The organism is Rathayibacter sp. AY1B8, assembly GCF_002932775.1.
Lineage (GTDB): Bacteria > Actinomycetota > Actinomycetes > Actinomycetales > Microbacteriaceae > Rathayibacter.
Map to the genome: position 1 here is coordinate 1 of NZ_PSWJ01000036.1, position 24,681 is coordinate 24,681.

Genomic DNA, 24,681 nt, shown 5'->3' on the forward strand with positions numbered 1-24,681 from the left:
GATGTGGGGCCCCCGCCCCCGAACCCCTGACCTGAACAGGAGCGATGACATGGAGAAGTCCTGCGTCCGCCCCCTCGACCTGGACGACGCCGTCGCCCTCGTCGGCATCCTCGCCGCCCTCCAGGCCCTCCTCGACAGCGGCGGACTCCCCCCTGAGGAGGTCGAGGCCCTGCGCCACGGCCTCGAGCAGGGCGGAGCCCTCCTCCCCGGAAGTGACGAGAACGAGATTGCGACGGCTCTGGGTGGGCTGAACGCCCGCCTGCGTGGGACCATCGGGTGATCGCGCCGCGCTCGACGTTCCCGTAGCCTTCATCCGCGCTCGTGTCGACCCCGGAAACGCGCTCCCCCGCCCGCGGGTAGCGTCCGGTCCGGTCCCGCACTCCCACGGGGTCGCTGAACCCCGAGAGCCGGAGGAGATCCGATCGTGAACGGTGACCACTTCGTGCTCTCGACCGCGACGCCGTGGGACGACCGCACAGAGATCATCGGCGTGTACGTCTCCGAGGCGTGGGCCCGCGAGGCCGCGGCCGCATGGCTCGGCTCCCCGGACCGCGAGGCGTTCCCCCGGTGCGTCATCGAGGGCTGGAGCGGCGCGCACCTCCTCGGCCGCGAGGTCGTCGAGGCCCTCGGCGTCGACGACGAGGGCGGCGACGAGTCGCTGGGCGGCCCCCGCAGCCTCTGACGTGGCGGCCTAGCCGCCCCAGTGCGGCGGGCGCTCGAAATGCGACGGCAGCGTGGTCGCCGCATCCCCTCGGGCGCTGTTCACCTGCGCCTGGGTGAGGTAGACCGCCTCGGCGAGCCGCGCACCGGACACGTCCGCATCGCGAAGGTCCACCCCCAGCAGGTCGCACCGCTGCAGATCCGCACCCCGCAGATCCGCGGCGAGGAGGAGCGCGCCCCGCAGATCCGCCCCCCGCAGGTCCGCGTTCCGGAGCGATGCACCCGCCAGATCGGCACCCGGAGCGAGCCGACGGCCCCTCGACCGGCGGGCAGCCGGCGCCGCTCCTGCGCGAGCGGCCGCGCTCGCCGCGATCAGGAGCGGCCGGGACGCTCCGTACTCCGCGTCGACGTCGACCGCGACCACCTGCTCCGGCTCGCCGAGGGTGTGCGCGTGCACCGCGTCGAACCGCTCGCGCAGCTCGTCGAGGAGCGGCGCGCCGACGCCGGGCAGCGCCAGAGCGGAGTCGAGGTACCAGAGCAGCTCGTGCAGGCGGCGCATCAGCGGGAACACCGCGAACATCCGCTCGCGCACGGCCGGGTCGGACCGCCAGGAGACGCCGCCGAACGTCTGCTGCGAGACCATCTGACCGGCGCCGAAGCAGTCGAAGACGGTGCAGCCGACGAAGCCCTGGGGCCGGAGCCGGCGGTGGATCGTGCACGCGTCCTCGCCGTCGAGGTTGACGCACGGGTCCCCGGCGCGCTTGTCGAACGGGAAGTCGGCGGAGCGGGCGAAGGCGAGGGCGACGCAGCACAGGCCGAAGCAGTTCGCGCAGTCGGCGCCGAGGTCCTCCCGGCGGCCGAGCTCGACCCTGGTGCGTGACGTCATCCGTCCGAGCCTACGCGCGGCGGCGCCTCCGGATCAGTGCGCGAGCGCGAGCACGCCGACGACCAGAACGCCGAGGCCCACGATCCCGAGCAGCGAGACGAGGCTCTCCTTCCAGGAGAGGCCCGCGCGAACGACGGCGATGAGGGCGATCCCCGCGAGCGTGGCGACGTAGACGCCCGCGCCGATCCGCAGCGCGACCGTCGCGTCGATCCAGCCCAGCGCCGCGGCACCGAGCGCGAGGACCGGCAGCGACGCCGAGGCGAGCGCCCCGCCCGCGATCCGCAGCATCGTGCCCGACTCCGCTCGCGAGGGCGTCGCCGCGTGCACGACCTGGTGCGCGATCACCTCGGCGACGAAGCCCGCGGCCGAGATCCCGATGATCGAGATCACGAGGCTCTGGAGGGCGTGGACCGCGTCGGGGTGGTCGCCGACGAGGTAGATCATCACCACGGCCAGGCCCGTGAAGGTCGCGTAGACGCGCTCCTTGAGGGCGCGGGCGATCTCGTCGAGGGGGCGGCGGGTCCGCTCCGCCCACCGGCCGGCGCGGCCCGGGCGCAGGCGCACGGGCGTCATCCGGTCGGCGGGTGCGGTGCGGCCCTCGTCGGCCGCTCCGTCAGTAGGAGGCTGAGTCGACACGTGCCGCGGAGGAGTCGCCCGAGTGCCGCGCGGCGAGGTCGCCGAGGATGGTCGCGGAGCCGCTGGTGCCGAAGCGGGTGACGCCGAGGCCGCGGTAGGCGAGGAGCGTGTCGAGGTCGCGGACGCCGCCGGACGCCTTCACCTGAACGGCCTCCGAGACGGCGCCGCGCATGAGGCGGAGGTCGTGCTCGTTCGCGCCTCCGCCCGCGAAGCCGGTGGCGGTCTTCACGAAGTCCGCGCCGGCGCGCTCGGCGGCCCGGCTGCCCTCGACGACCTGCTCGTCGTCGAGGAGGCTCGTCTCGAGGATGACCTTGACGACGTGGCCCTCGGCGGCCTCGACCACGGCGCGGACGTCGTCCTCGACGTCCTGGAGCAGGCCGCTCCGGAGGCGGCCGATGTTGACGACCATGTCGAGCTCGGACGCGCCGTCGGCGAGCGCCTGACGCGACTCCGCGACCTTCGCCGCGGTCGAGGTGGTGCCGTGGGGGAAGCCGATGACGGTGCCGACCAGGACGCCGGAGCCCTCGAGCCGAGCGACCGAGTGGGCGATGTCGGAGGGGCGGACGCAGACGCTGAACACGCCGGACGCGCGCGCCTCGTCGAGCTGGGCGTCGACCTCGGCGCGGGTGAGCTCGGGCTTCAGGATCGCGTGGTCGATGAGCGCCGCGATCTCGGCGACGGTGGGCAGGCTGGAGTCGGTCATCCGCACATTTTACGTCCGCCGGCGGGACGACGAAGGCCCGCGATCCGATGGATCACGGGCCTTCGATCGTTCACGCCGCTAGCGGCGCCGGGTCACCAGCTGGACTTGGTGATGCCGGGCAGCTCGCCGCGGTGCGCCATGTCACGGAAGCGGACACGCGAGATGCCGAACTTCGTGAGGTTGCCGCGGGGGCGGCCGTCGACGGCGTCGCGCGAGCGGACGCGGACGGGCGAGGCGTTGCGGGGGAGCTTCTGGAGGCCGACGCGGGCGGCCTCACGGGTCTCGTCGGTCCCGGCCGGGTCGACCAGGGCCTTCTTCAGCTCGAGGCGCTTGGCGGCGTAGCGGTCGACGATCACCTTGCGCTGCTCGTTGCGGGCGATCTTGCTCTTCTTGGCCATACTTAGCGCTCCTCGCGGAAGTCGACGTGCTTGCGCACTACGGGGTCGTACTTCTTGAGCACGAGACGGTCGGGGTCGTTGCGGCGGTTCTTCTTGGTCACGTAGGTGTAACCGGTGCCGGCCGTCGAACGGAGCTTGATGATCGGACGGACGTCCTGCTGCTTGGCCATTAGATCTTCACCCCGCGAGCGAGAACATCCTTGACGACGGACTCGATGCCACGGGCGTCGATGACCTTGATGCCCTTGGCCGAGAGGGTCAGGGTGACGTTACGGCGAAGCGACGGCACGTAGTACGTCTTCTTCTGCACGTTCGGGTCGAAGCGGCGCTTGGTGCGCCGGTGCGAGTGCGAGATGGCGTGCCCGAAGCCGGGGACGGCTCCGGTCACCTGGCAGACTGCTGCCATGGTTTCCTCCATGTGTGGTTACCGTGGATCACGCGCGGCACGAAGCCCCGCCCGACCCACCCAAGGTCACTTGTCGGCGCACCGCCCGCCTGTCCGGCCGGAGCCGGAGCTCCTGCCCGGTGGGCAGCACGCAAGCGCGTGCAGATGCACGCAACCTCGCTAGGCTACGCGACCCGGGCGGCGGCCGCAACAGGGTGGGGACACTCCCCCGACAGGGCGGGAACACTGCCCGGACAGGGTGGGGGCGCTCCCCCGACAGGGCGGGGACGCCGCCCCGACGCGCACGGGGACTTCCTGGGAGGTTCCGGCAGAAGTGGCCTCCCGTACCCCCCGAGCAGGGCGTTCGTGTACCTTTCGCCTTCCTCGCGGGTCGACGACCGCCCTACTCTGAGCCGACCGCGGGCGCCCGCTCCCGGCAGCAGCCGGGAGTAGCAGCACATGCGCCAGTCCTTCCTCCGTTCCCTCGTCGCCGCGGCCGTGCTCGTAGCGGGCGCAGGACTCAGCGTCGTGGCCGCGCCGACCGCGTCGGCGGCGCCGGTCTTCAGCACCGCGTGCTTCACCTCCCCGAAGGTCTCGACGGTGTCGCAGTACACCGTTCCCGCGACCGGGGTCTCGACGGTCCGCGCCGTCCTCAGCGGCCAGAACGGCGGGAAGGGTGCGAGCGGCCTCGGGACGGGCAACGCCGGCGGACGCGGCTCCAGCCTCGTCGTAGAGGTGCCCGTCACGCCCGGGCAGGTGCTGGAGATCGGGCGCCTCGCCGGCGCCCCGGCCGGAGCGGCAGGCGCCACGCGCTACGTGAACGGCGGCGTCTACGGGGGCGACTCCGGCGGCGCGGGCGGCGACGCCCAGTACCTCAGCACGGCCGGCTCGGACGGCTGTCAGCACGCCCTCGCCGTGGCGGCGGGCGGCGGAGGCGGCGGCGGGCGGTCCTCGGTCGGCGGCGACGCCGACGCCGGCAGCGGCGCGAGGGGCGGCGGGAACGGCGGCAGGAACAACGCGGCCGACGGCGGCGGCGGCGGAGCGGCCGGGCAGAGCTCGGGCGGCTCGCCCGGCGCCCGCGGCTACAGCACGTTCGGCGAATGCGCCGACGGCAACAACGGCCAGTGGGGCGTGTTCCTCAACGACGGCAAGGGCGCCGACGCCGGCGCCTCCCGCGGCGGCGGAGGCAACTGCTCGTTCCCCGGCCACAGCGGCGGCGGCGGCGGGGCAGGCTGGTGGTACGGCGGCGGCGGCGGATCGCCCTACGTGTTCGGCAGCATGAACGACACCCTCGGCGTCATGAACGACCCCGGCGCCGGCGGCGGCGGCTCGAGCTACGTGCACCCGAGCGCGACGAGGATCTCGCAGACGGCCGGCCCGACGGCGGCCGACCCCGTTGTCGCTCCGGTGTACGACACCGCCGTGACCGTGACGCGCACCCCCGACTTCTCGATGCTCGGGCAGGAGGTCACCGTCACCGCGAGGGTGACCATCCCGAGCCTGGGCCGGCCGGTGGCCGCCGGCGGCACCGTCGAGATCCTCACCGGCGCGGGCACCAGCAGGGTGACCCTCGACGCGGACGGCGTCGGCGTGCTGACCACGAGGGACATCCCGCAGGGCTGGAACGAGATCCGCGCGCACTACCCCGACACCATCACCCCCGCCGAGGCGGGACGCGGGAGCTGGTCGGCGCTCCCCGCTCTGCGCCACGAGGTGCGCGCGTGCGCCGCGACACCCGTCATCACCCGGCAGCCCTCGGACATCGCGGGCGTCACCAACCAGATCTACACGCTGACGATGGGCGTGAGCGTCTCGGCCGTCTACGGCGGCATCCCCGCCGTGTCCTGGGAGAGGTCCACGGACGGCGGCGCCACGTGGAAGCCCGCGCTCGGCCGGGCGGGCGCCCGGGAGGACGGGACCGCGTTCCTCGAGGCCGGCCCCGATCCCACCGGCTCCTACCGCTACCGGGCGACCCTGACCACCTGCGGCGGCAGCGTCCGCAGCGAGCCGGCCACCGTCGCGGTGGGCGGCGTGCGCTTCGACCTGTCGACGCTCCCGCAGAAGGCGTACGGCGACTCCTTCGACGCGAGCCCCTACGCGCAGGCCGTCGATGTGCCCGGCCGCTCGATCGTCCTGAGCAGCAGGACCGCCGAGACCTGCTCCGTCAGCGGCATGAGGGTGACCGTGCTCCACGCCGGCGTCTGCACGCTCGCGGCGAGGCTCGACGCGCTCGCTCCTCTGGGCTGGGCGGGCGAGCCCCTGCAGAGCTTCACGGCGAAGCCGAAGGCGCTCACGGTGACCGCCCCGACGGTCGACTACCCGCGAGGCGCGCCGTCCCCCGACCTGCGCTGCACGGCCGCCTTCGTCGGCACCGACACCTTCGGCGCCCCGCTCACGGCCGGCGTCTACCGGCCGATCGTCACGGCGGACGACGTCATCTACCGCTTGATCCCGAACTGGCCCACCTCCACCTTCACCACCTTCACCACGCGGTGCAGCGGCGCGAAGGTCAGCAGCGACTACACGATCGCGGGGTACAAGGACGGCGCGCTGCGCATCGTCGCGGCCGTCCCGATGGTGACCGCCTCCTCGCCCTCGTCGACCTACGGATCCACTCCCCCCGCGATCACCGCCTCCGTGACCGGCTCCCCCTCGGGGACGGTCTCCTGCGGCGCCTTCGCGGCGTCCGACACCGGATTCACGACGCCGCTGGCGCTCTCCGCGACGACCCCCGTCGGCCGCTACCCCACGCGCTGCTCCGGCCTGACGAACCCCTCGGGACAGCTGATCACCATCGACGGCGCGCTCACGATCTCGCCGGCGCCCCTCACGGTGACCGCGTCGAGCCCCGGGACGCAGGCGCACGGCACCGCGACCGCCCCGACGGTCACCTGCACGGCCGACGGCTTCGCAGGAACCGACCGGTTCGTCACCGAGCCGACCGGCGCCTACTACACGGCGGACGGCACCGGGAAGGTGACGATCGGAGCGCGCACGCCCGTCGGCGACTACGTCACGCGGTGCGACGGAGGCGACGCGGGGCCGAACTACACCCTCCGGTCGATCCCCGGCACCTTCGCGCTGGCCGACCGCTCGGCCCCCGTCGTGACCGTGCCCGCCGCCGTCACGGCCGAGCCGGCCGACGTCTCCGGCGCCGTCGTCACCTTCGCGTCCTCCGCGCAGGACGCGGTCGACGGAGCCGTGGGCTCGACCTGCACGCCCGCCTCGGGAAGCGTCTTCCCGATCGGGGACACGACGGTCGACTGCACCGCGGACGACGAGGCCGGCAACACCGGCACGTCCTCGTTCCGGATCACGGTCCGGAAGTTCTCGCAGACGGTCGCCTTCACCTCCTCGCGGCCGACCGCGCCGACGGCGCTGGGCACCTTCACTCCGACGGCCACCGGCGGCGGCTCCGGGAGCCCCGTCTCGATCGGAGCGACCGGATCCTGCGCGATCGCCGACGGCGTCGTGACCTTCACCCGGAGCGGCACCTGCACCGTGACCGCCGACCAGGCCGGCGACGACCACTACACCGCGGGGCGCGCCTCCTTCGATCTCGAGGTCGCGAAGGCGTCGCAGACGCTGACGGTCGCGGTGCCGAGGACCGGCGTCCTGGAGTCGACCGGCGTCGCCACGGCGACCTCGAGCTCGGGACTGCCGGTGCTCGTCAGGACCTTCTTCGGCTGCACCGTCGCCCCCGACGCGACGGGTGCGCAGATCCTGACCTACACCGAGCCCTCGACCTGCGGCGTGCAGTTCGACCAGCCGGGCGACGACGTGTACGCGGCCGCCGACGGCCTGGTGCGCTTCGTCCCGGTCTCGCGGATCCCCCAGACGGTCGTCGTCACCTCGACTCCGCCCGACCGGGTGTTCACCGACGACCGGTACACGGTCGAGGCGACCGGCGGCGGCTCGGGCAACCCGCTCGTGATCGCGGTGATCGAGAACGGCAACTGCACCATCGCGGACGACGTGGTGACGTTCTTCGGCGACGGCACCTGCACGGTGACGATCGACCAGGCCGCGGACGATCGGCACGACGCCGCTCCGCAGGTCCGGCAGGTCATCACGGTCGGGACTCCCGAGGGGAACCTCTCCTTCGGGAGCACCGCGCCCCCGCACGCGATGTCGCTCGAGACGTACCGGCCGACGATCGTGCCCGGCCCGTCGAAGGGCGTGCCCGTGCTCTCCGCGAGCCGAGACTGCTCGATCCTCCCGGACGGCGTGACTGTGCGGAACGACGGGGCCGGGCTCTGCGTGCTGTCCCTCGACCAGCCCGGAGACGGCTACTGGCCCGCGCGGCACGCCGAGCAGGAGTACTCGATCTACTTCCTCCCGCAGACGGTCCGGATCACGAGCGCGCCTCCGGTCGGCGCCGTCCTGGGGGACACGTACCGCCCGGTGATCGAGGGCGGCGCCTCGGGCATCGCTCCGTTCCTCCTCACCACCGCGTCGTGCTCGGCGAAGGACGGCGTGGTCACCTTCACCACGAAGGGCGTCTGCGGCGTCTTCGCCTACCAGAACGGGAACCGGCAGTACGACAGCGCCCGGCCCGCCGTGCAGGAGGTGGAGGTCGGCTACGCGCCCGGCTCCGTGGCGTTCACGACCGCCGTCCCGACCGACGCGGAGGTCGGCGGATCCTTCACTCCCGCCTTCACGCGCGGACCGTCCTCCGGCCCCTCGGTGCTCAGCGTCTCGGGCGCCTGCTCCGACGGCGAGAACGGCGCCGTCCGGTTCGACTCCGCGGGCACCTGCACGCTGACGGCGATCCACTACCGCGACGCCACCTACGGCACCGCGCGGGCGGTCCAGACCTTCGAGGTCACCGCGATCGCGCAGACCGTCGCCTTCACCTCGACCGCGCCGTCGACGGCCGCGGCCGGCGACACGCTCACTCCGACCGCGACGGGCGGCGCGTCCGGGCTCCCCGTGACGATCGGAGCGACCGGCGCCTGCACGCTCGCGGACGGCGTCGTCACCTTCGCCGGCAGCGGCACCTGCACCGTCACGGCGGACCAGGCGGGCGACGGGCGCTACGCCGCGGCGGCGCAGGCCTCGCAGACCGTCGCGGTCACGCAGCTCGCGGGCACCGTCGCGTTCGGCGGCGATGCTCCGGCCGAGGCCCGGGTCGGGGGCTCCTCGACGGCCGCGGTCGTCGCCGGCCCGTCCAGTGCTCCCCCGGTGCTGACGGCCTCCGGCGCCTGCTCCGTCGGGCCCTTCCGACTGGTCTCCTACGACTCCGCCGGCACCTGCACGCTGACGCTGGACCAGGCGGGCGACATCCGCCACAGCGCAGCGCCGACGGCCGTGCGCAGCTTCGAGATCACCCGGGTCGCGCAGACCGTGGCCTTCACCTCGCAGGCGCCGGACTCGGCGCTCGCGGGCGGCACCTACCGCCCGACCGCGACCGGCGGAGCCTCGGGGCGCCCCGTGGTGCTCGGCGCCTCCGGGTCCTGCACGCTCACGAACGGGGTCGTCGCCTTCACCGGATCGGGCACCTGCACGGTGACCGCCGACCAGACGGGCGACGCCCGGTACGACGCGGCGGAGCGGGCCTCGCAGGTGATCGCGGTCGGACTGCTCGCGGGCACCGTCTCCTTCGGCGGCACCGCGCCGACCGGCGCGACGGTCGGCGGGACGACCACCCCGCGGATCATCGCCGGGCCCTCCACGGCGCGTCCGGTGCTGACCGCCTCCGGAGCATGCTCGGCGGCCGCGGGAGTCGTGTTCTACGACTCCGTCGGCACCTGCACGCTGACGCTCGACCAGGCGGGCGACTCGCGGTACGGCGCCGCCCCGCAGGCCGTCCGCACCTTCGCGATCGGCGCCCTCGGCCAGACGCTGGCGTTCGCCTCGCCGGCGCCCGACGCGGCGGTCGCGGGGGGCTCCTACACGCCCGTCGTGACGGCCGGCGCGTCGAGCGCCCCCGTGGTGCTCGGAGCGGCCGGGTCCTGCACGGTCGCGGACGGCGTCGTGACCTTCACCCGCTCCGGCACCTGCACGGTGACCGCGGACCAGGCCGGGGACGAGCGCCACTCGGCGGCTCCGCGGATCACGCAGTCGGTGGAGGTCGGCACGGCGGCGGGAGCGGTGTCGTTCCGCGACGCCGCTCCGACGGACGCCCGGATCGGCGGCTCCTGGACCCCGTCGATCGTCCGCGGCCCGTCGAGCGCCGACCCGGTGCTGGACGCCTCCGACTCCTGCTCGCTGGGAGAGGACGGCACGGTGTCCTACGACTCCGTCGGCACCTGCACGCTGACGCTGGACCAGGCCGGCGACGACGCTCACGCGCCCGCGGAGCAGGTCGTCCGGACCTTCCCGATCGGCAAGGCGCCGCAGACCGTCGCCTTCACCTCCGCGGCTCCGAGCACGGCGACCGCGGGCGGCCGCTACACACCGACCGCGGCGGGCGGCTCCTCCGGTCTGCCGGTCACGATCGGCGCCACGGGCGCGTGCTCGCTCGCGAGCGGCGTCGTGACCTTCAGCGGATCCGGCACCTGCACCGTCACCGCGGATCAGGCCGGCGACGCCTCGCACGACGCGGCTCCCCGGGCGACCCAGTCGATCGCGGTCACCGCGGTCGTCCCGCAGAAGAAGAAGGCGCAGAAGGTCGCCTTCTCGACCGCGATGCCGTCCTCGCCCGAGAAGGGGATCGCCTACCCGGTCGCGGCCACCGCCTCCTCCGGTCTGCCCGTGAAGCTGTACGCGAGCGGCAGCTGCACGCTGACCGCGACCGGCGCGGGCACGGCGACGGTGCGGCTGACGGGCGCGGCGAGCTGCACGGTCCGGGCCACGCAGGCGGGCGACTCGGCGTGGCTCGCCGCGACCTCGGTGACGCAGTCGCTGCAGGTGAAGTCCTCCACCCGCGCCGACCTCACACTGGCGCTGGCGCCGGCGCCGGGACTGGCGGCGACGGCTCCCCTCTCGGGCACGATCACCGTCCGGAACACCGGCACTCGGGACGCGGCGACGACGACCACCCGGGTCGTCGTCAGCGGAACGGTGGCGAGTGCGCCCGGCGCCGTGCAGACGAAGGGCTCGGCCGCGGGCACGACGGTCCTCACCTGGACCGCGCCGAGCGTCTCGGCCGGGCGGAGCACCACCTACTCGGTGACGCTGGTCGACCGGCCGGCCGCCACGACGATCGACGCCAGGGTGTCGACCGCCGCCGCCGATCCCACACCGGCGAACAACGCGGTCAGGCGCACCTTCCGGTAGAGGCTGCGGGGAGGGAGGGGTGTCGCGCCGCGTTGCCCGTTCCCTCCCCGACCGCTACGGTCGCGGGGACGCTCCGGGGGACGGGGCTCGCGAGGGGGGCCCGTGGACCGGTTGAGGCGACGCGCGCTGCTGCTGGGGATCGCCTCCTCAGCGGTCGCGCTGACGGGGTGCACGCCCGCCCGGCCCGCTCCCGCGGCGCTCCCGCCGAGCACGGCGCCGGCGGCGGTGCTGCCGTCCGCCGCTCCGACGGCCGTCCCGACCCCTCCCCGCCCCGTGCCGACCATGACCGCTGCGGCGACTCCGGTGCGGCGGAAGGCGCCGCTGCCCTCCGGCACGATCTCGGAGCTGCCCGGCGAGGGGAGCACGCTCGCCTGGACCGTCGACGACGGCGCCGACTCCGACGTGGTCGCCGCCTACGCGCAGTTCGCCCGCGACACCGGCACCCGGCTGACCTTCTTCCTCAACGGGAAGTACGACTCGTGGACCGTGAACGCGCCGCTGCTGGCTCCGCTCGTCGCCTCGGGGCAGGTGCAGCTCGCGAACCACACCTGGTCGCACGCCGACCTGACGAGCCTCTCGAGCGACGGCGTGCAGGAGGAGCTGGGCCGCAACGGCGACTTCATCCGCTCGACCTACGGGGTGGAGGCGGCGCCCTTCTACCGGCCGCCGTTCGGCTACACGGACGAGCGGAGCCGGGCCGCCGCGGCGGCGATCGGCTACACGGCGACGGTGCTCTGGTACGGCTCGCTCTCGGACTCGGGGCGGATCACGCCGGAGCAGGTGGTCGGCTTCGCGGACCAGTGGTTCCTGCCGCAGCACATCGTGATCGGGCACGCGAACTTCGATCCGGTGACGCAGGTCTACGCGCGGCTCGTCGACATCCTCCGCGAGCGCTCGCTCGAGACGGTGACCCTCCGCGACGTGTTCGCGGTCTGAGCCGCGCCTTCAGCGGAGCGCGGCGCGCGCGGCGGCGGAGACGGCCGCGGCGACCGCGTCGAGGGCGGGCGTGTGCAGGGCCCACTGCTGCCAGTAGAGGGGGACGTCGACGGGGTCGCCGCCCAGCTCGACCAGGCCGTCGCCGCCGACCGGGGCCTGCAGCTCGGGCAGCATCCCCCACCCCATGCCCAGGCGCACGGCCCGCTCGAAGTCGGTCGATCCGGGGACGCGGTGCTGCGGCGGGCGGCCCTCGACGCCGGCGGCTCGGAGGAAGTCGTCCTGCAGGCGGTCCTTCTCGTCGAAGACGACCAGCGGAGCGCTCGCGAGACCGGCCGTGCCGCCGTCCGGGAACCAGCGCTCGGCGAACGCGGGCGCGGCCATGGCGCGGTACCGCATCACTCCGAGCGGTGCGACGGTGCAGCCGAGCACCGCCTCCGACTCTCCGGTGACGGCCGCCAGCACGGTGCCGTCGCGGAGGAACGCGGTGGTGTGCGCCTGGTCCTCGCGGTGCAGCTCCACCACGACGTCGGGGACGGAGGCGAGCGCGGGCAGCACCCAGGTGGCCAGGGAGTCGGCGTTGACGGCGAGCGGGAGGACGACCGGGCCCGCCCCCTCCGCGTCCTCGCCGCCGAGCGAGCGGACGGCGTCGTCGGCGAGGAGCTCGATCTGACGGGCGAGGCGGAGGAGCCCGGCACCGGCCTCGGTCGCGACGACGGGGCGCGAGCGCACCAGCAGGACGCGGCCGGCGGCGGTCTCGAGCGCCTTGATCCGCTGGCTGAGGGCGGAGGGGGTGATGTGCAGGGCCCGGGCGGCGGCGTCGAAGGAGCCGTACCGGACGGAGGCGGCGAGCGCGCGCAGGCGGGAGAGGTCGAGGTCGTCTGTCAGCATCAGTGCTGCTTACGGTACTGAAGGAGCATGAGCTGGTCTACAGGAGCGCCCCGCCCTAGCGTCGGAGCGTGTCCCCCCTCCTCGCCGCCCTCTCCGGCCTCGGCTTCGGCCTCTCGCTCATCATCGCCATCGGCGCGCAGAACGCCTTCGTGCTCCGCCAGGGCCTCCGCCGCGAGCACGTGCCCGCCGTCGTCGCGATCTGCGCACTCTGCGACGCCGCGCTGATCGTGCTCGGGATCGCGGGGATCGGAGCGGTCCTGGAGTCGGCGCCGTGGCTGCTGGTGGTGATCCGCTGGGGCGGCATCGTCTTCCTCCTCGCCTACGCGGTGATGGCGGCGAGACGCGCACTGCGGCCGGGGACCCTCGACGGCGATCCGGCCGGCGCCTCGACGTCGCTCCGCACGGCGATCGGCACGTGCCTGGCGCTCACGCTGCTGAACCCGCACGTCTACCTCGACACGGTCGTGCTGCTCGGGTCGGTGGCGAACACGCACGGCGACGAGCGCTGGTGGTTCGGGGCGGGGGCGGCGGCCGGGAGCGTGCTGTGGTTCACCGCTCTCGGCTTCGGGGCGCGCGCGCTGCGGCCGCTGTTCCGGAGCCGCGGGGCCTGGCGGATCCTCGACGCGGCCGTGGCGGTCGTGATGGTGGTGCTGGCGGTGTCGCTCGCGCTGCACTGAGGGCCTGGTGGTGCACTGCTTGTTCTAATAACATTGTGAACATGTTGTTCCGGGTCGACCACTCCGCGGCAGGCTCGCTCGCCGACCAGCTGGAGTCGCAGGTGCGCTCGGCCGTCGCCCGGGGCGAGCTCTCGGCGGGCGACCGCCTGCCGCCCGCCCGCGAGCTCGCCGACTCGCTCGGCATCAACATGCACACCGTGCTGCGCGCGTACGCCGCCCTGCGCGACGACGGGATCCTCCAGATGCGCCGGGGCCGCGGCGCGTGGATCACGGAATCGGCCGGGCCCGGGCTCGTGCGTGTCACCGCCCTGGTCGACGAGCTGCTCGCGGAGGCCCGCCGCAGCGGCATCACCCCGGCGGAGCTCGTCCGCCTGATCGAGAGGACCGGATCATGACCGCCACCGCCGACCGCCGCCGCAAGCTCCTCGCCGCCGCGTCCCTCCTGCTCCCCGCCGCCGGAGTGCTCGTCTCGCGCCTCGTCCTGGACGACGCTCTGCCCGCGGAGCTCGCCTCGCACTGGTCGGGCACCGGGGCGGCCGATGCGACCGCGTCGACGGGCGCCCTGCTCGCGATCGCCCTCGTGCTCTCCGGGCTCCCGGCTGTCGCGGGCCTCGTAGCGGCGGCCGTCGGGCGCGCCGCGCGGCTCCTGCTGGCGACCCTCGGCCTCGTCGCCGGGATGGGCGCCTCCGCCTGGGCGACCTCGGTCGGCACGACGCTCGCGGCCGGGCGCGCCGAGGGGGCGGAGCTCGGCGGGTGGCTGCTCGCGCTGCTCGGAGGGATGCTCTTCGCCGTCGTGCCCGCGCTGATCGCTCCGGGCACCCGGCGCGCCTCCCGCCTGGCCGCCGGCCGCCTGCCGCTCGCGGCGGAGGAGACCGGCGCCTGGTCGCAGACGCTGACGGGCCCGGTGTTCGCCGTCGCCGCGATCGCCACGGCGGCGGGCGCGGCCCTCTCCCTCGCGACGCTCGCCGCGGCGGGCGCCACCGGTCCGGCGATCGCGACGGCCGTCGTCCTCGGCGTCGTCGCGCTGGTGCTCCTCTCCTTCTCCCGCCTGAGGGTGACCGCCGACCGCCGCGGCCTCCGCGTCGTCACGACCGCCCTCGGCATCCCGCTGCGCCGCATCCCGCTCGACACCATCGCCTCGGCCGGCACGGCCCAGCTGCGGCCGTCGGAGTGGGGCGGCTGGGGGTACCGGGTGATGCCGGGCCGCTCGGCGGTCATCCTGCACGCCGGGCCGGGGCTGGTGGTGACGACGGACCGCTCGCGCGAGTTCGCGATCAGCCTCGACGACCCCGAGACCCCCGCGGCGCTGCTCGAGACCCTGCGCTCGCGGGCCTGAGGCGCCGACCCGTCAGTCGACCACGATCCGGACGAGCGTCGTGACGGCGTCCACCGCGTTCACGTAGGAGTAGTGCCGCGAGGTCGGGAAGGCGAGGTGCCGTCCGGGCTCCAGCCGCACGGGCTCATCGCCCTCCCGCTCCAGGAGGAGCGCGCCGGCGGTGACGAGCAGGATCTCGTGCCACCCCTCGGGGTCGGGCTGCGCGTCGTAGCGGTCCCCGGGGCCGAGCGTCCAGGTCCAGAGCTGGGCCTCCCGGCGCGCGGGGACGGAGGAGAGCAGGACGGCGACGCTCGCCTCGCCCGCTCCCCGCCAGGCGACCTGGTCGATCGCCGCGGGCGCGGACCCCGGGGCCGAGACGAGTGCCGTGAACGTGGTGCCGAGGGCGGTCGCGAGGCGGTCGACTCCGGTCAGCGAGATGTTGGCCTCGCCGGCCTCGGCCGCGACGATCGTCCGCCGGCTGATGCCCGAGCGCGCCGCCAACGCGGTCTGGCTCAGCCCGGCTCCGCGCCGCGCGAGGCGGAGGTTGCCGCCCAGGTGGGCGAGGACGGGAGCCGACATGCGCACTATTCTGCACCGAGAAGCCTCTGATGCTCCTAGGATGTGCAGAATGATGCACATCTCGCCGCTCCGGGGCCTCCGCTTCACGCGTCCGGAGTGGGCGCTCATCGGCATCACCGCGATCTGGGGCGGGACCTTCCTCGCCGTGCACATCGCGATGGAGCACAGTGGTCCGCTGTTCTTCGTGGGAATGCGGTTCGCGATCGCGGGGCTGATCAGCGCGGTCGTGTTCCACCGGTCGCTCCGGGGGATGCGGCGGATCGACCTCGCCGCCGGCGTCGCGATCGGGGTGATGATCTTCGCGGGCTACGGCCCGCAGAGCTACGGGCTGCAGACGATCCCGAGCAGCACCTCCGCGTTCCTCACCGCGCTGTACGTGCCGCTGGTGCCGCTGCTCCAGTGGGTCGTGTTCCGTCGCCGTCCGGGCGTGCTGACGCTGGTGGGCGTCGCGCTGGCGTTCGTCGGACTGCTCCTGATCGCGGGCCCGCAGCCGGGCGTCGCGCTCGGAGCGGGCGAGGTGGCGACGATCGTGAGCACGCTGCCGATCGCGGCGGAGATCATCCTGATCGGCCTCGTCGCCGGACGGGTGGACCTCGGCCGGGTGACCGTGGTGCAGCTGCTGGTCGCCGGCGCGCTCGGGTTCGCCTCGATGCCCGTCGCAGGCGAGGCGGTCCCGGCGTTCTCGTGGGCCTGGCTGATCCCCGCGCTCGCGCTCGGGGCGAGCAGCTGCCTGATCCAGCTGACGATGAACTGGGCTCAGCGCTCGGTCTCGCCGTCGCGCGCCACGATCATCTACTCCGCCGAGCCCGTCTGGGCCGGCCTGATCGGCCGCCTCGCCGGCGACCGGCTCCCCGCGCTCGCCCTGCTCGGGGCGGGGTTCATCGTCGCGGGCACGCTCGTCAGCGAGCTGAAGCCGCGCCGCGAGCCCGCGCCGCCGGCTCTCAGGTGACGGCGGGGAGGGCGGCCGAGGCGACGAGCGCGCCGCCGGCGTCGGTGATCTCGACGGCGGCGACGGACTCGCGCAGGACGGCCGCGTTCATCTCGCAGTCGAGCTCCGCGGAGCTGCCGAGGAAGGAGCCGGACGGGAGCCGCTCGCCGGAGCCGGTGACCAGCACGAGGTCGTAGCTCTCGCCGAGCGCGAAGCCGGTCCCGCGGAGGATCGTCTCGGTGCCCCAGGTGTGCGCCACGAGCGAGCCGTCGAGCGTCACGCCCTCCGTCCGCTCATCGAAGGCGATCGCCTCGACGGCGCCGAGCGTCCCGGGCGGTCCCGCGACGGGGCGCTCCTCGGCGGACCGCAGGGCCGCTCCGGCGACGCCGCCCACGACGAGGAGCGCGGCCGCCGCGGCGACGGCCAGGACGGCACGGAGGCGCGGGGCACGGCGGCGCGGGGCACGTGCACTCTCCGCGAGCTCGGGCCGCTCTCCGGCGAGCGCCGCGACGCGCGACCGCAGCTCCGGCGACGGCTCCGCCTCCTCCCAGCGGCCCAGCGCGCCGACCCGGTCGACCACCGCACCGAACGACGCGAGCTCGGGGTCGATCGAGGGGTCGGCGGCGCGCAGGCTCTCGAACTCCCGCGTCTCCTCGGCGGAGAGGTCGCCGGCGAGGGCCGCGGCGAGGAGCTCCTCGCGGCGGCCGCCGGGCTCGTCTCCGGCGGGCTGGTCTCGGTCGATCACGATCTCTCCTCGTCGGTGGGTCCGGCGCCCGCGAGGTGACCGCGGAGCGCTCGGAGAGCGTAGAAGGCGCGGCTGCGCAGGGTGGCGACCGGCACGCTCGTGGCGGCCGACAGCTCGGCGTAGGTCTCGCCGTTCACGTGGACGGCGACGACGACCTGCCGGTGCTCGGCGGAGAGCCGCGCGAGCGCCTCGGCGATCGCGAGCGGCTCGAGGGGGTCGCGGTCCTCCGCGGGCACCTCCTCCAGAATCTCGGCCTCGACCAGGCGCGGCAGGCGCCGGCGCGAGCGGTGCACGTCGATGACGACGTTGCGGGCGATGGCGAAGAGCCAGGTGCGGGTGCTGGCGCGCTCGGCGGAGTAGCTCGCCCGCGAGCGCCAGGCGCGCAGGAACGTCTCCTGCACGCAGTCCTCGGCGAGGCCGCGGTCGCGCAGGGCGTTGAGCGCGAAGCCGAGCAGGGCGGACCCGTGCTCGTCGAAGGCGGCGGCCGGGTCGAACCCCGCCGTCCGGGGCTCGAGGCGCACCACCGGAGCCGGGACCTCCGAGTGCTCGCGCGGCATCGCGGGCCCTTCGTCTCGTCGTGCCGTCGCCGTGCGCGCCACACCGCCTCCTCGTCGGGACCGGTGGTCCGTCGGAAGGGGGTACGGCCGCGGCGGCGGCGGCGTTCATCGGAGGCGAGGACCGTCTCCGTGAAGATCTTCTCAGATGGAGTGAACGCGGCGCCGCTTCCGGCCGTATTCCCTGCATCGGGCCCGCTCGGCGCTCGCGATCGAAAGGCTCCACCATGACGAAGACGTCCCCCGCGCGGAACCGCGCCGGCCGCCGCCTGCTCTCCCTCGGCGGCATCACCGCCGTCGCCGCCGCCTCCTTCTTCGCCGCCGCGCCGGCCCAGGCCGAGACCGAGGTCGCCGAGCCGTCCTCGTTCACCAGCGCCTTCACGGTGATGGCGACGCCCGACCAGGTCGTGAACGCCGATTCCGCCGCGACCCCCGGCCAGCCCGGCGCCACGGGCGAGATGACCTTCCGGGTCAACAGCGACCTCGACGTCATCTGCTACGACATCACCCTCACCGGTGTGACCGGCGACTACCAGAGCCCCGCGAAGACCGCGACGCACATCCACCAGGCGGCGCTGGGCAAGGCTGGCCCGCCGCGCATCGCGTTCCCGAACCCGGCGCCGGTCGGAGACGGCCCCCGCACCAGCAGCGGCTGCCTGCAGGGCCCCTTCACCACGGGCATCCAGGCGAACGGGGCGGACACCGGCGCCGGATTCACGCTCAAGGCCCTCGAGGCCGATCCCGCCGCCTTCGCGGGCGACTCCCACACGGCCTCGTACGCGGCTGGCGTCGTCCGCGGCCAGCTCTCGCAGGTGCCGGTCGGCGGCCTCCAGACCGGTGGCGGCGCGACCGCCGCCGGGAGCGACGCCACGGGCCCGTCCGGTCTCGCCGCGATGGCCGGCCTCGGAGCCGTCGCCGCCCTCGGCGCGGCCGGAGTGGTCGTCGCCCGCCGGCGCACCGCCTCCTGATCGTGGGCACCCGGTCGAGGAGCGGCGCGGCGGCACTGTGCGCCGTGCTGCTCCTCGCGGGGTGCGCCGCCGCGGACGGGAGCGGAGGAGCGGAGACGCCCGCGAGCGCGCCCGCGCCTCCGGCCCTCGCTTCTGCTCCCCCGCTCACTCCTCCCCCGGTCCCCGCGCCCGACCCCGACCCCGCCGCTGCCGCGCCTGCGCGCACCGTCGGCGTCGAGCCCGCCCGGCTGAGCGTGCCCGCGATGGGCCTGGACGAGCCGCTGATCGCGCTGGGCATCCAGTCGGACGGGGCGATGGAGGTGCCGGTGGACTACGACGACGTCGGCTGGTTCTCGGGAGGCGGGCGCCCGGGTGGCAGCGGCCGCACCGTGATCGCGGCGCACGTCGACTCGCGGTCCGGTCCCGCGGTCTTCTTCCGCCTCGGCGAGCTCGCCCCGGGCGATGAGATCGCGGTGAGCGGAGTGGACGGCTCCGACCACCGCTACCGGGTGACGGCGGTCGAGTCCCACGCCAAGGCCGCGTTCCCCACCGCCCGCGTCTTCGGCGCGACCCTCGAGGAGGAGCTGATCCTCGTGACCTGCGGAGGCGAGTACGACGCGGCGATCGGCCGTTATCGGGACAACCTGGTGGTGTTCGCCTCCCCGCTCTGAGGCCCGCCACGGAGGCGCGGCACAGAGAGGCGGCACAGAGGGGCGGCACGACCGCCCGGCATCGTGGCGCGGAACGGTGGCGCAGAGCACAGCACGAGAGCCCCGTCGGCGCAAGGGTCCGGGCGCGCGCACGCCGTGTGGTCGGATAAGGAGGGCCGGCCCCCCGCCGCCGCTCCCCTCCCGCTCCCCACCGCCGTGGCGCGGCCGATCCGACAGGACGCCCGTGTCCACCAGCCCCCGCCCCACCCTCTTCGCCCTGCCCGGACTCGGGCTCGACGGCCGCGCCTTCGACGCGCTCGGCCGCGAGCTCGCCGACGTCGCGGACCTCGTCGCGCTCGACCTGCCCGGTGGATCCGGGACCTCGCTCGAGGAGATGACCGCTGCCACGATCCGCCGGATCCGCGAGCACGGCTCCTCCCGCTGGCTGCTCCTGGGGCACAGCATGGGCGGGAAGATCGCCTCGCTCGTGGCCTCCCGCACGGTCACCGGCCGCTCGGGCCTGTTCGGGCTCGCGGGCGTCGTGCTCCTCGCCGGGTCGCCGCTCTCGCCCGAGCCGATGGAGGAGGAGCGCCGCTCGACCATGCTCGGCTGGGTCGACGACGGGCACCTCGACGAGGCGCAGGCGCGCGAGTTCGTCGACCAGAACGTCGGCTCGCCGCTGCCCGCCGACGCCGACGCGGAGGTGCTGGCCGAGCTGCGCCGCTACTCCCCCGAGGGCTGGCGCGACTGGCTCGAGCACGGCAGCCGCGAGGACCGCACCGGAGAGGCCGCCCTCGGGGCCGTGCCCGCGCTCCTGATCGCGGGCGGTGAGGACGGCGACCTCGGCGCCGACGCGCAGCGCCGCCTCAACGGCTCCCTCTACTCCCGCGCCCGGCTGCTCACGCTCGCCGGGGCGGGCCACCTGCTGCCGTTCGAGCGCCCGGTCGAGGTGGCGGCGGCGATCCGCCGGTTCTGGGAGGAGGAGGCCGGCACGGCGCCGTCGGTCCCGGCCGACGTCGGCGCGGCCATCGCCTCCGCCCGGACCTCCACGCGGGTGCGCGGGCTGCTGGCCGTGCGCGCGCTCGCCGACGACCCGGAGTACGCGCCGCGCGCCCTGACCGTCGCCCAGCTCGCGGAGCTGCGCGCGATCGCCGACCGGGTCGTCCCGCAGGAGGGCGGCCGGATCGACCTGGCCGCACGGGTGGACACGCAGCTCGCGAACGGCGAGGGCGACGGCTGGCGCAACGCCGACCTGCCGGCCGACCCGATCGCCTACGGTATGGCGCTCGACGCCCTCCGGGGCTTCGCCGGCCTCGGCCCCGCCGAGCAGGACGCGCGCCTCACCGCGATCGCCGACGGCTCCGCGGAGCCCGGCGACGGCTCGGCCGGCGGGCTCGGTGCCGAGCAGCTGACCGCCTGGTTCGAGGACTGCCGCGTCGACCTCGTGAAGCAGTGGCTGGCCCACCCCGCGTCGATGGCGCGGATCGGCTACGACGGCTACGCCAGCGGCGGCGACACGCTGCCGCTCGTGACGGGCTTCCGCCTGCTCGGCGCCGACGACCGCGAGACCTGGGAACCGACGATGAGGAGTCACCGATGAACACGACCGGCATGCGCCGCTTCCCGCTCGACGAGACGGTCGACGCCGTCGTGATCGGCACCGGGGCAGGCGGAGCGCCCCTGCTCTCGGTGCTCGCCGCTCGAGGGCTGCGGGTCGTCGCCCTCGAGGCCGGGCCGCACTTCGATCCGCTCGGCCACACCGCCGACGAGACGGCGGCCGTCGAGATCAACTGGATGGAGGAGCGCCTCAGCGGAGGCGAGACCCCCACCGCCTTCGGGCAGAACAACAGCGGCCGCGGGGTCGGCGGCTCGACGCTGCACTGGGGAGCGTTCACGCCCCGCCCCGACCCGCGAGACCTGCGGCTCCGGAGCGACTCCGGCGTCGGCCGCGACTGGCCGATCGAGCACGCCGAGCTCACCGCGTACATCGAGAAGGTGGAGGCGACGATCGGAGTGGCGGGCCCGGCCGAGTACCCGTGGGACCCGTCGCGCCGCTACCTGCAGGGCCCGCTCGCGCGGAACGCCTCGGCCGACATGATGCTGCGCGGCTGCGCGGCGATCGGGATGCGCGCGACCGACGCGCCCGCCGCCGTGCTCAGCGGCCCGCGGGACGACGGCCGCCCCTCCTGCGTCAACTGCGGCCAGTGCCATCAGGGCTGCCGGACCGGCGCGAAGACGAGCATGGACGTGACCTACCTGCCGGAGGCGGTGCGCGCCGGCGCCGAGATCCGGGCCGACTCGTTCGTGCACGGGATCGAGCTGGACGCCGCGGGACGCGTGTGCGCCGTGGTCTACACGAGCGGCGGAGTGGAGCACCGGCAGCGCTGCTCCGCCCTGTTCCTCTGCGCAGGCGGCGTCGAGACGCCCCGGCTCCTCCTGCACACCGGCATCGCGAACAGCAGCGGCCAGGTGGGCCGCAACTTCCTGGCGCACGGGGCGACCCAGGTCTGGGGCACCTTCGAGAACGAGATGCGCGGCTACCGCGGCTACCCCTCCTCGGTGATCACCGAGGACACCGTCCGCCCGGCCGACGCCGACTTCGCGGGCGGCTACCTGATCCAGAGTCTCGGAGTGATGCCGCTGACCTACGCGACGACGCTCGCCCGCGGCGCGGGCCTCTGGGGCAGGGATCTGATGGACGCGCTCGACGACTACCGCTTCGCGGCGGGCGTCGGGATCAACGCCGAGTGCCTGCCCGCCGACGGCAACCGGCTGGAGCTGACCGACGAGCTGGACGAGCACGGGGTGCCGAAGGCGCGCATCACGTTCTCGGCGGGCGCCAACGAGGAGGCGATCGACCGGCACGCGATCCGGACGATGACCGCGATCGTGGAGGCGGCCGGCGCGACGAGCACGCGGGTGATGGCGCGCACGGCGCACACTCTCGGCACCGTGCGGATGGGCACCGACGCGGGCGACGCCGTGATCGACGCGGACGGCCGCAGCTTCGACGTGCCGAACCTCTGGGTGTGCGACAACTCGGTGTTCCCGAGCGCGCTGATCGCGAACCCGGCGCTCGCGACGATGGCGCTCTCGCTGCGGACGGCGGACCGCTTCCTGGCGGCGTAGCGTCGCGGCGGCGGGGCGGCTGCGGGGCGGGACGACGGGCGAGGTGCTCCTCCGCGTCGCCGACTGACCGCGCGGGCGTGCCCGGACTGCGCGCCCGGACTGCGCACCCCGCCGGAGCAGCCGCGGGGCGGTGCGGGGCGACAGCGCAGTCAGTCCCGATTCGCGCTGCCCGAACGGCGGGCCGACGCGACGGCGTGTGACGGCGGTACGGCGCGCGCTGAGCCGCCGAGGTGCTGGATCGTGGTGCCGAACGGCGGCAGGGCGCAAGGCGGCGGCACGGCCCTGGTGTCGGCACGGCGTCAGGCGACGGTGCGGCCCCGGTGACGGTCCGCGCCTCAGCGGCAGTGGTGCGGCGGTGGTGCGACGGTGCGGCCGCGTGAACCCGAGCGAAGGCGCAGATCCGAGCGTCAGCGGCGCGGCGGTAGGTCGCTGAGCACTCGCCTCCGAGCGACAGCACGGCCCGATCACCAGTGCGAACCCGCGCAATGCGCCGAATCCGCCCGACGGCCGATTCCCTCAGGGGTGCACGGCAGCATGGCAGAACGCAGAACGCAGAACGTCAGCACGTCAGCACGTCAGCACGTCAGCACGTCAGCACGTCAGCACGTCAGCACGTCAGCACGTCAGCACGTCAGCACGTCAGCACGTCAGCACGTCAGCGTGTCAGCACGGCAGCGTGTCAGAACGGCGGCGGCCGGTCCTCGAACCTCGGGGTCGCGGGTGGGCCTGAACGGAGCCGTGCCTCGAGGCCCGGCGGGCGCGTGGTGATGCGGCGGCCGGTGGGGGTGGTCCAGTCGGCGGTGCCGTCGGGGTGGAGGACGTAGGTCCAGCGGTCGCCGTGCCGCACGTGGTGGTGGGCGACGCAGAGGCTGGCGAGGTTGCCGGGGTCGGTGCCGCCGCCGTTGCGCCACTCGACGACGTGGTCGGCCTCGGAGCCCGCGGCGGAGCGGGTGCAGCCGGGGAAGCGGCAGGTCACGTCGCGGAGCTGGAGGAGGAGCCGCAGCTCGCGGTGCGGCAGTCGGCGTGTGCGCCCGACCGAGAGGACGGCGCCCGTCCGGGGCTCGGTCAGCACGCGGGTGACGGTCGCGGGGACGAGGCTCCGGGCGACGTCTGCCGGGATCAGGCCGTAGCCGTCGAGCTCGGCGGAGGCGTCGTCGGCGCCGGACGCGGTGCTCGCCGACAGGGTGACCCGCACCTCGGCGCGCACGCCGGTGACGAGGGTCGGAACGGGCCGATCGGCGCCGACCGGGTCGGGCGCCGTGCCGATGACGTCCGCCTCGCAGAGGAGGTCGGCCAGAGCGTCGGCTCGCAGCTGGGCGAGGGTCCGCTCGTCGCCCGCTCCGGAGATCGCGTCGACGTCGCACGCCCCGGTCGTCCCGCTCGCCTCCGCCCTGCATGAGCCCGCATCCGTGGCGGCAGGCGGCTCCGCCCCCGCCGGCCCCTCGGCGCCGTCGCGGAGGATCCGGGCGATCCGGTCGAGGCGGCTGTACGCCCCCACGGCGACCGGGGCGGGGAGGAGGGCGCAGAGCGTCGCCATGCCGTCGACCTCGGGGGTCAGCCAGACCGCGCGGTCCTCGCGGGCACGTCGGTGGCGCTCGGCGAGGGGCTGCTCGTGGAGCTCCTCCCGCAGTCGGGCCAGAGCGCGCCGCAGCTGGGTCGGCGTGGTGCGGGCCGCGAGCTCGGCCGCCCGCGTATCGAACGCGGCGCGGGAGCCTGGGGGCAGGGTGGCCGCGACGGCGCAGACGACCTGGCCCGCCTCCCACCGCAGGCGCGCCCCGGCGAGGGCGGCGCGGGTGGCCGGCAGGTCTTCGACGAGGAGGCGCGCGTGGTCGAGCTCGCGGGAGGCGACCCGTTCGGAGACTCCGAGGGCGACGGCGAACTCCGCGCGGATCGACCGCTCGGCGAGGTCGCTCGACGCGTGGGGCGCCGAACCGCGGGCGAACGACTCCGGATGCTCGAGCGCAGCCCGGTGCCCGGCGTGCAGCTCCTCGGCCGCGGCCAGGAGCAGCGGGGACGCCGAGCGGGCCAGCGCCGCGGCTCGGTCGCCGCGAGCACGCACCTCGCTGAGCACCGCCTCCACTGCTGTCGACCCGCTGATCATCGTCATACGTGTATTCAATCAGCGACCACCGACACGGAAGCGACGGATCGTCACATCCGTGGAGAACCGGCGTGAGGCCCTCCTGTGGAGGGAGGGATCACCGCCGCCGACGCCGCACATCCCAGCCGTCCTCGGGGCGGCGCGCGCAGGACACCGGCGCAACACCCCGCCACACGCACCGCCACACGCCCCCCGCTCACCCGAACCGCACCGCCACACACGCCCCCGCTCACCCGATCCGCACCGCCACACGCCCCCCTCACGCCACCCGCGCCACCTCACACCCCCGCTCACGCGAGCCGCCACTTCGCCGAGCAGACCTGCCCGATCGCGGGCCTCGCGC

23 protein-coding genes are annotated in these 24,681 nt (G+C 74.8%); 12 read left to right on the top strand and 11 right to left on the bottom strand.

Annotated elements, in window-relative coordinates; all coding sequences use genetic code 11:
• Positions 1-49: 49 nt before the first annotated feature.
• Both C5C63_RS15475 and C5C63_RS15480 read left to right on the top strand, forming a co-directional pair.
• Positions 50-280, top strand: coding sequence for a hypothetical protein (locus C5C63_RS15475; protein ID WP_104225103.1), 231 nt, complete (start codon positions 50-52; stop codon positions 278-280).
• Between the two features lie 144 nt (positions 281-424).
• The gene (locus C5C63_RS15480; RefSeq protein WP_104267983.1) at positions 425-682 is read left to right on the top strand and encodes a hypothetical protein; all 258 of its coding nucleotides are present in this window, start codon (positions 425-427) and stop codon (positions 680-682) included.
• A 9-nt stretch (positions 683-691) separates the two neighbouring features.
• Here the strand turns inward: C5C63_RS15480 and C5C63_RS15485 are convergent, their stop codons facing one another.
• The 6 genes from C5C63_RS15485 to rpmB all read right to left on the bottom strand — a co-directional run bounded on the left by C5C63_RS15485 (position 692) and on the right by rpmB (position 3,689).
• Positions 692-1,546 carry a pentapeptide repeat-containing protein gene (locus C5C63_RS15485; protein WP_104326392.1) on the bottom strand — a complete coding sequence of 285 codons (855 nt, stop codon included), beginning with the start codon at positions 1,544-1,546 and terminating at the stop codon, positions 692-694.
• Positions 1,547-1,579: 33 nt separating this feature from the next.
• Positions 1,580-2,182 carry a hypothetical protein gene (locus C5C63_RS15490; RefSeq protein WP_146078532.1) on the bottom strand — a complete coding sequence of 201 codons (603 nt, stop codon included), beginning with the start codon at positions 2,180-2,182 and terminating at the stop codon, positions 1,580-1,582.
• Entirely contained in the window at positions 2,160-2,885 is a 726-nt protein-coding gene (deoC, locus tag C5C63_RS15495; RefSeq protein ID WP_181027245.1) for a deoxyribose-phosphate aldolase, read from the bottom strand. The genes C5C63_RS15490 and deoC overlap by 23 nt, the downstream gene beginning before the upstream one ends.
• A 92-nt stretch (positions 2,886-2,977) precedes the next feature.
• Positions 2,978-3,283, bottom strand: coding sequence for a 30S ribosomal protein S14 (gene rpsN, locus C5C63_RS15500; protein WP_104225107.1), 306 nt, complete (start codon positions 3,281-3,283; stop codon positions 2,978-2,980).
• 2 nt (positions 3,284-3,285) lie between these two features.
• Positions 3,286-3,453 (bottom strand): 50S ribosomal protein L33, encoded by a 168-nt coding sequence (gene rpmG / locus C5C63_RS15505; protein ID WP_027692168.1) that lies wholly within the window; start codon positions 3,451-3,453, stop codon positions 3,286-3,288.
• Positions 3,453-3,689, bottom strand: a complete 237-nt coding sequence (gene rpmB, locus C5C63_RS15510; RefSeq protein WP_056038148.1) for a 50S ribosomal protein L28 — start codon at positions 3,687-3,689, stop codon at positions 3,453-3,455. Before rpmB ends, rpmG begins: the two co-directional genes overlap by 1 nt.
• Before the next feature lie 438 nt (positions 3,690-4,127).
• Between rpmB and C5C63_RS15515 the strand changes: the two genes are divergently transcribed.
• Positions 4,128-10,889 (top strand): HYR domain-containing protein, encoded by a 6,762-nt coding sequence (locus C5C63_RS15515; protein WP_146086417.1) that lies wholly within the window; start codon positions 4,128-4,130, stop codon positions 10,887-10,889.
• Between the two features lie 102 nt (positions 10,890-10,991).
• Positions 10,992-11,825 carry a polysaccharide deacetylase family protein gene (locus C5C63_RS15520; protein ID WP_219815310.1) on the top strand — a complete coding sequence of 278 codons (834 nt, stop codon included), beginning with the start codon at positions 10,992-10,994 and terminating at the stop codon, positions 11,823-11,825.
• A 9-nt stretch (positions 11,826-11,834) separates the two neighbouring features.
• Here the strand turns inward: C5C63_RS15520 and C5C63_RS15525 are convergent, their stop codons facing one another.
• Positions 11,835-12,713 (bottom strand): LysR family transcriptional regulator ArgP, encoded by an 879-nt coding sequence (locus C5C63_RS15525; RefSeq protein WP_104326395.1) that lies wholly within the window; start codon positions 12,711-12,713, stop codon positions 11,835-11,837.
• 68 nt (positions 12,714-12,781) lie between these two features.
• Between C5C63_RS15525 and C5C63_RS15530 the strand changes: the two genes are divergently transcribed.
• From C5C63_RS15530 to C5C63_RS15540, 3 genes are read left to right on the top strand one after another with little or no spacing between them, the layout of a single operon-like run.
• The gene (locus C5C63_RS15530) at positions 12,782-13,390 is read left to right on the top strand and encodes a LysE/ArgO family amino acid transporter (protein WP_104297480.1); all 609 of its coding nucleotides are present in this window, start codon (positions 12,782-12,784) and stop codon (positions 13,388-13,390) included.
• 41 nt (positions 13,391-13,431) lie between these two features.
• On the top strand, positions 13,432-13,785 hold the full coding sequence (locus tag C5C63_RS15535; RefSeq protein ID WP_104225158.1) for a GntR family transcriptional regulator: 354 nt from the start codon (positions 13,432-13,434) through the stop codon (positions 13,783-13,785).
• Positions 13,782-14,726 carry a hypothetical protein gene (locus tag C5C63_RS15540; protein WP_104326396.1) on the top strand — a complete coding sequence of 315 codons (945 nt, stop codon included), beginning with the start codon at positions 13,782-13,784 and terminating at the stop codon, positions 14,724-14,726. Before C5C63_RS15535 ends, C5C63_RS15540 begins: the two co-directional genes overlap by 4 nt.
• Positions 14,727-14,738: 12 nt before the next feature.
• Here the strand turns inward: C5C63_RS15540 and C5C63_RS15545 are convergent, their stop codons facing one another.
• Positions 14,739-15,284: a helix-turn-helix domain-containing protein gene (locus C5C63_RS15545; protein WP_104326397.1), complete on the bottom strand. Its 546-nt coding sequence runs from the start codon at positions 15,282-15,284 to the stop codon at positions 14,739-14,741.
• A gap of 49 nt (positions 15,285-15,333) precedes the next feature.
• On the opposite strand from C5C63_RS15545, the gene C5C63_RS15550 reads away from it, so the two are divergent.
• Positions 15,334-16,233, top strand: a complete 900-nt coding sequence (locus C5C63_RS15550; protein ID WP_258065479.1) for a DMT family transporter — start codon at positions 15,334-15,336, stop codon at positions 16,231-16,233.
• Here the strand turns inward: C5C63_RS15550 and C5C63_RS15555 are convergent.
• Complete coding sequence (locus tag C5C63_RS15555; RefSeq protein ID WP_104326398.1) at positions 16,226-16,957, bottom strand: hypothetical protein; 732 nt, start codon at positions 16,955-16,957, stop codon at positions 16,226-16,228. The genes C5C63_RS15550 and C5C63_RS15555 overlap by 8 nt on opposite strands.
• Positions 16,954-17,514 carry a sigma-70 family RNA polymerase sigma factor gene (locus C5C63_RS15560; protein WP_104326399.1) on the bottom strand — a complete coding sequence of 187 codons (561 nt, stop codon included), beginning with the start codon at positions 17,512-17,514 and terminating at the stop codon, positions 16,954-16,956. The genes C5C63_RS15555 and C5C63_RS15560 overlap by 4 nt, the downstream gene beginning before the upstream one ends.
• 224 nt (positions 17,515-17,738) lie before the next feature.
• Between C5C63_RS15560 and C5C63_RS15565 the strand changes: the two genes are divergently transcribed.
• The 4 genes from C5C63_RS15565 to C5C63_RS15580 all read left to right on the top strand — a co-directional run bounded on the left by C5C63_RS15565 (position 17,739) and on the right by C5C63_RS15580 (position 22,237).
• Positions 17,739-18,479 (top strand): CHRD domain-containing protein, encoded by a 741-nt coding sequence (locus C5C63_RS15565; protein ID WP_104227340.1) that lies wholly within the window; start codon positions 17,739-17,741, stop codon positions 18,477-18,479.
• Between the two features lie 2 nt (positions 18,480-18,481).
• Positions 18,482-19,129: a class F sortase gene (locus tag C5C63_RS17495; RefSeq protein ID WP_104326400.1), complete on the top strand. Its 648-nt coding sequence runs from the start codon at positions 18,482-18,484 to the stop codon at positions 19,127-19,129.
• A 223-nt stretch (positions 19,130-19,352) separates the two neighbouring features.
• Positions 19,353-20,708 carry an alpha/beta hydrolase gene (locus C5C63_RS15575; RefSeq protein ID WP_104326401.1) on the top strand — a complete coding sequence of 452 codons (1,356 nt, stop codon included), beginning with the start codon at positions 19,353-19,355 and terminating at the stop codon, positions 20,706-20,708.
• Entirely contained in the window at positions 20,705-22,237 is a 1,533-nt protein-coding gene (locus tag C5C63_RS15580; protein WP_104326402.1) for a GMC family oxidoreductase, read from the top strand. The genes C5C63_RS15575 and C5C63_RS15580 overlap by 4 nt, the downstream gene beginning before the upstream one ends.
• Positions 22,238-22,916: 679 nt before the next feature.
• Here C5C63_RS15580 and C5C63_RS15585 read toward each other — a convergent pair.
• A complete protein-coding gene (locus C5C63_RS15585; RefSeq protein WP_104292929.1) occupies positions 22,917-24,344 on the bottom strand; it encodes an HNH endonuclease signature motif containing protein in 1,428 nt (475 codons plus the stop codon).
• Positions 24,345-24,681: the final 337 nt, after the last annotated feature.

What these genes read in the sequence shown, in the direction of transcription:
- rpsN (WP_104225107.1), bottom strand. Translation starts at nt 3,283, where the DNA reads ATGGCCAAGAAGAGCAAGATCGCCCGCAACGAGCAGCGCAAGGTGATC.
- C5C63_RS15585 (WP_104292929.1), bottom strand. Translation starts at nt 24,344, where the DNA reads ATGACGATGATCAGCGGGTCGACAGCAGTGGAGGCGGTGCTCAGCGAG.
- C5C63_RS15540 (WP_104326396.1), top strand. Translation starts at nt 13,782, where the DNA reads ATGACCGCCACCGCCGACCGCCGCCGCAAGCTCCTCGCCGCCGCGTCC.
- C5C63_RS15565 (WP_104227340.1), top strand. Translation starts at nt 17,739, where the DNA reads ATGACGAAGACGTCCCCCGCGCGGAACCGCGCCGGCCGCCGCCTGCTC.
- C5C63_RS15525 (WP_104326395.1), bottom strand. Translation starts at nt 12,713, where the DNA reads ATGCTGACAGACGACCTCGACCTCTCCCGCCTGCGCGCGCTCGCCGCC.
- rpmB (WP_056038148.1), bottom strand. Translation starts at nt 3,689, where the DNA reads ATGGCAGCAGTCTGCCAGGTGACCGGAGCCGTCCCCGGCTTCGGGCAC.
- C5C63_RS15545 (WP_104326397.1), bottom strand. Translation starts at nt 15,284, where the DNA reads ATGTCGGCTCCCGTCCTCGCCCACCTGGGCGGCAACCTCCGCCTCGCG.
- C5C63_RS15535 (WP_104225158.1), top strand. Translation starts at nt 13,432, where the DNA reads ATGTTGTTCCGGGTCGACCACTCCGCGGCAGGCTCGCTCGCCGACCAG.
- C5C63_RS15580 (WP_104326402.1), top strand. Translation starts at nt 20,705, where the DNA reads ATGAACACGACCGGCATGCGCCGCTTCCCGCTCGACGAGACGGTCGAC.
- C5C63_RS15515 (WP_146086417.1), top strand. Translation starts at nt 4,128, where the DNA reads ATGCGCCAGTCCTTCCTCCGTTCCCTCGTCGCCGCGGCCGTGCTCGTA.
- rpmG (WP_027692168.1), bottom strand. Translation starts at nt 3,453, where the DNA reads ATGGCCAAGCAGCAGGACGTCCGTCCGATCATCAAGCTCCGTTCGACG.
- C5C63_RS15485 (WP_104326392.1), bottom strand. Translation starts at nt 1,546, where the DNA reads ATGACGTCACGCACCAGGGTCGAGCTCGGCCGCCGGGAGGACCTCGGC.
- C5C63_RS15550 (WP_258065479.1), top strand. Translation starts at nt 15,334, where the DNA reads ATGATGCACATCTCGCCGCTCCGGGGCCTCCGCTTCACGCGTCCGGAG.
- deoC (WP_181027245.1), bottom strand. Translation starts at nt 2,885, where the DNA reads ATGACCGACTCCAGCCTGCCCACCGTCGCCGAGATCGCGGCGCTCATC.
- C5C63_RS15475 (WP_104225103.1), top strand. Translation starts at nt 50, where the DNA reads ATGGAGAAGTCCTGCGTCCGCCCCCTCGACCTGGACGACGCCGTCGCC.
- C5C63_RS15560 (WP_104326399.1), bottom strand. Translation starts at nt 17,514, where the DNA reads ATGCCGCGCGAGCACTCGGAGGTCCCGGCTCCGGTGGTGCGCCTCGAG.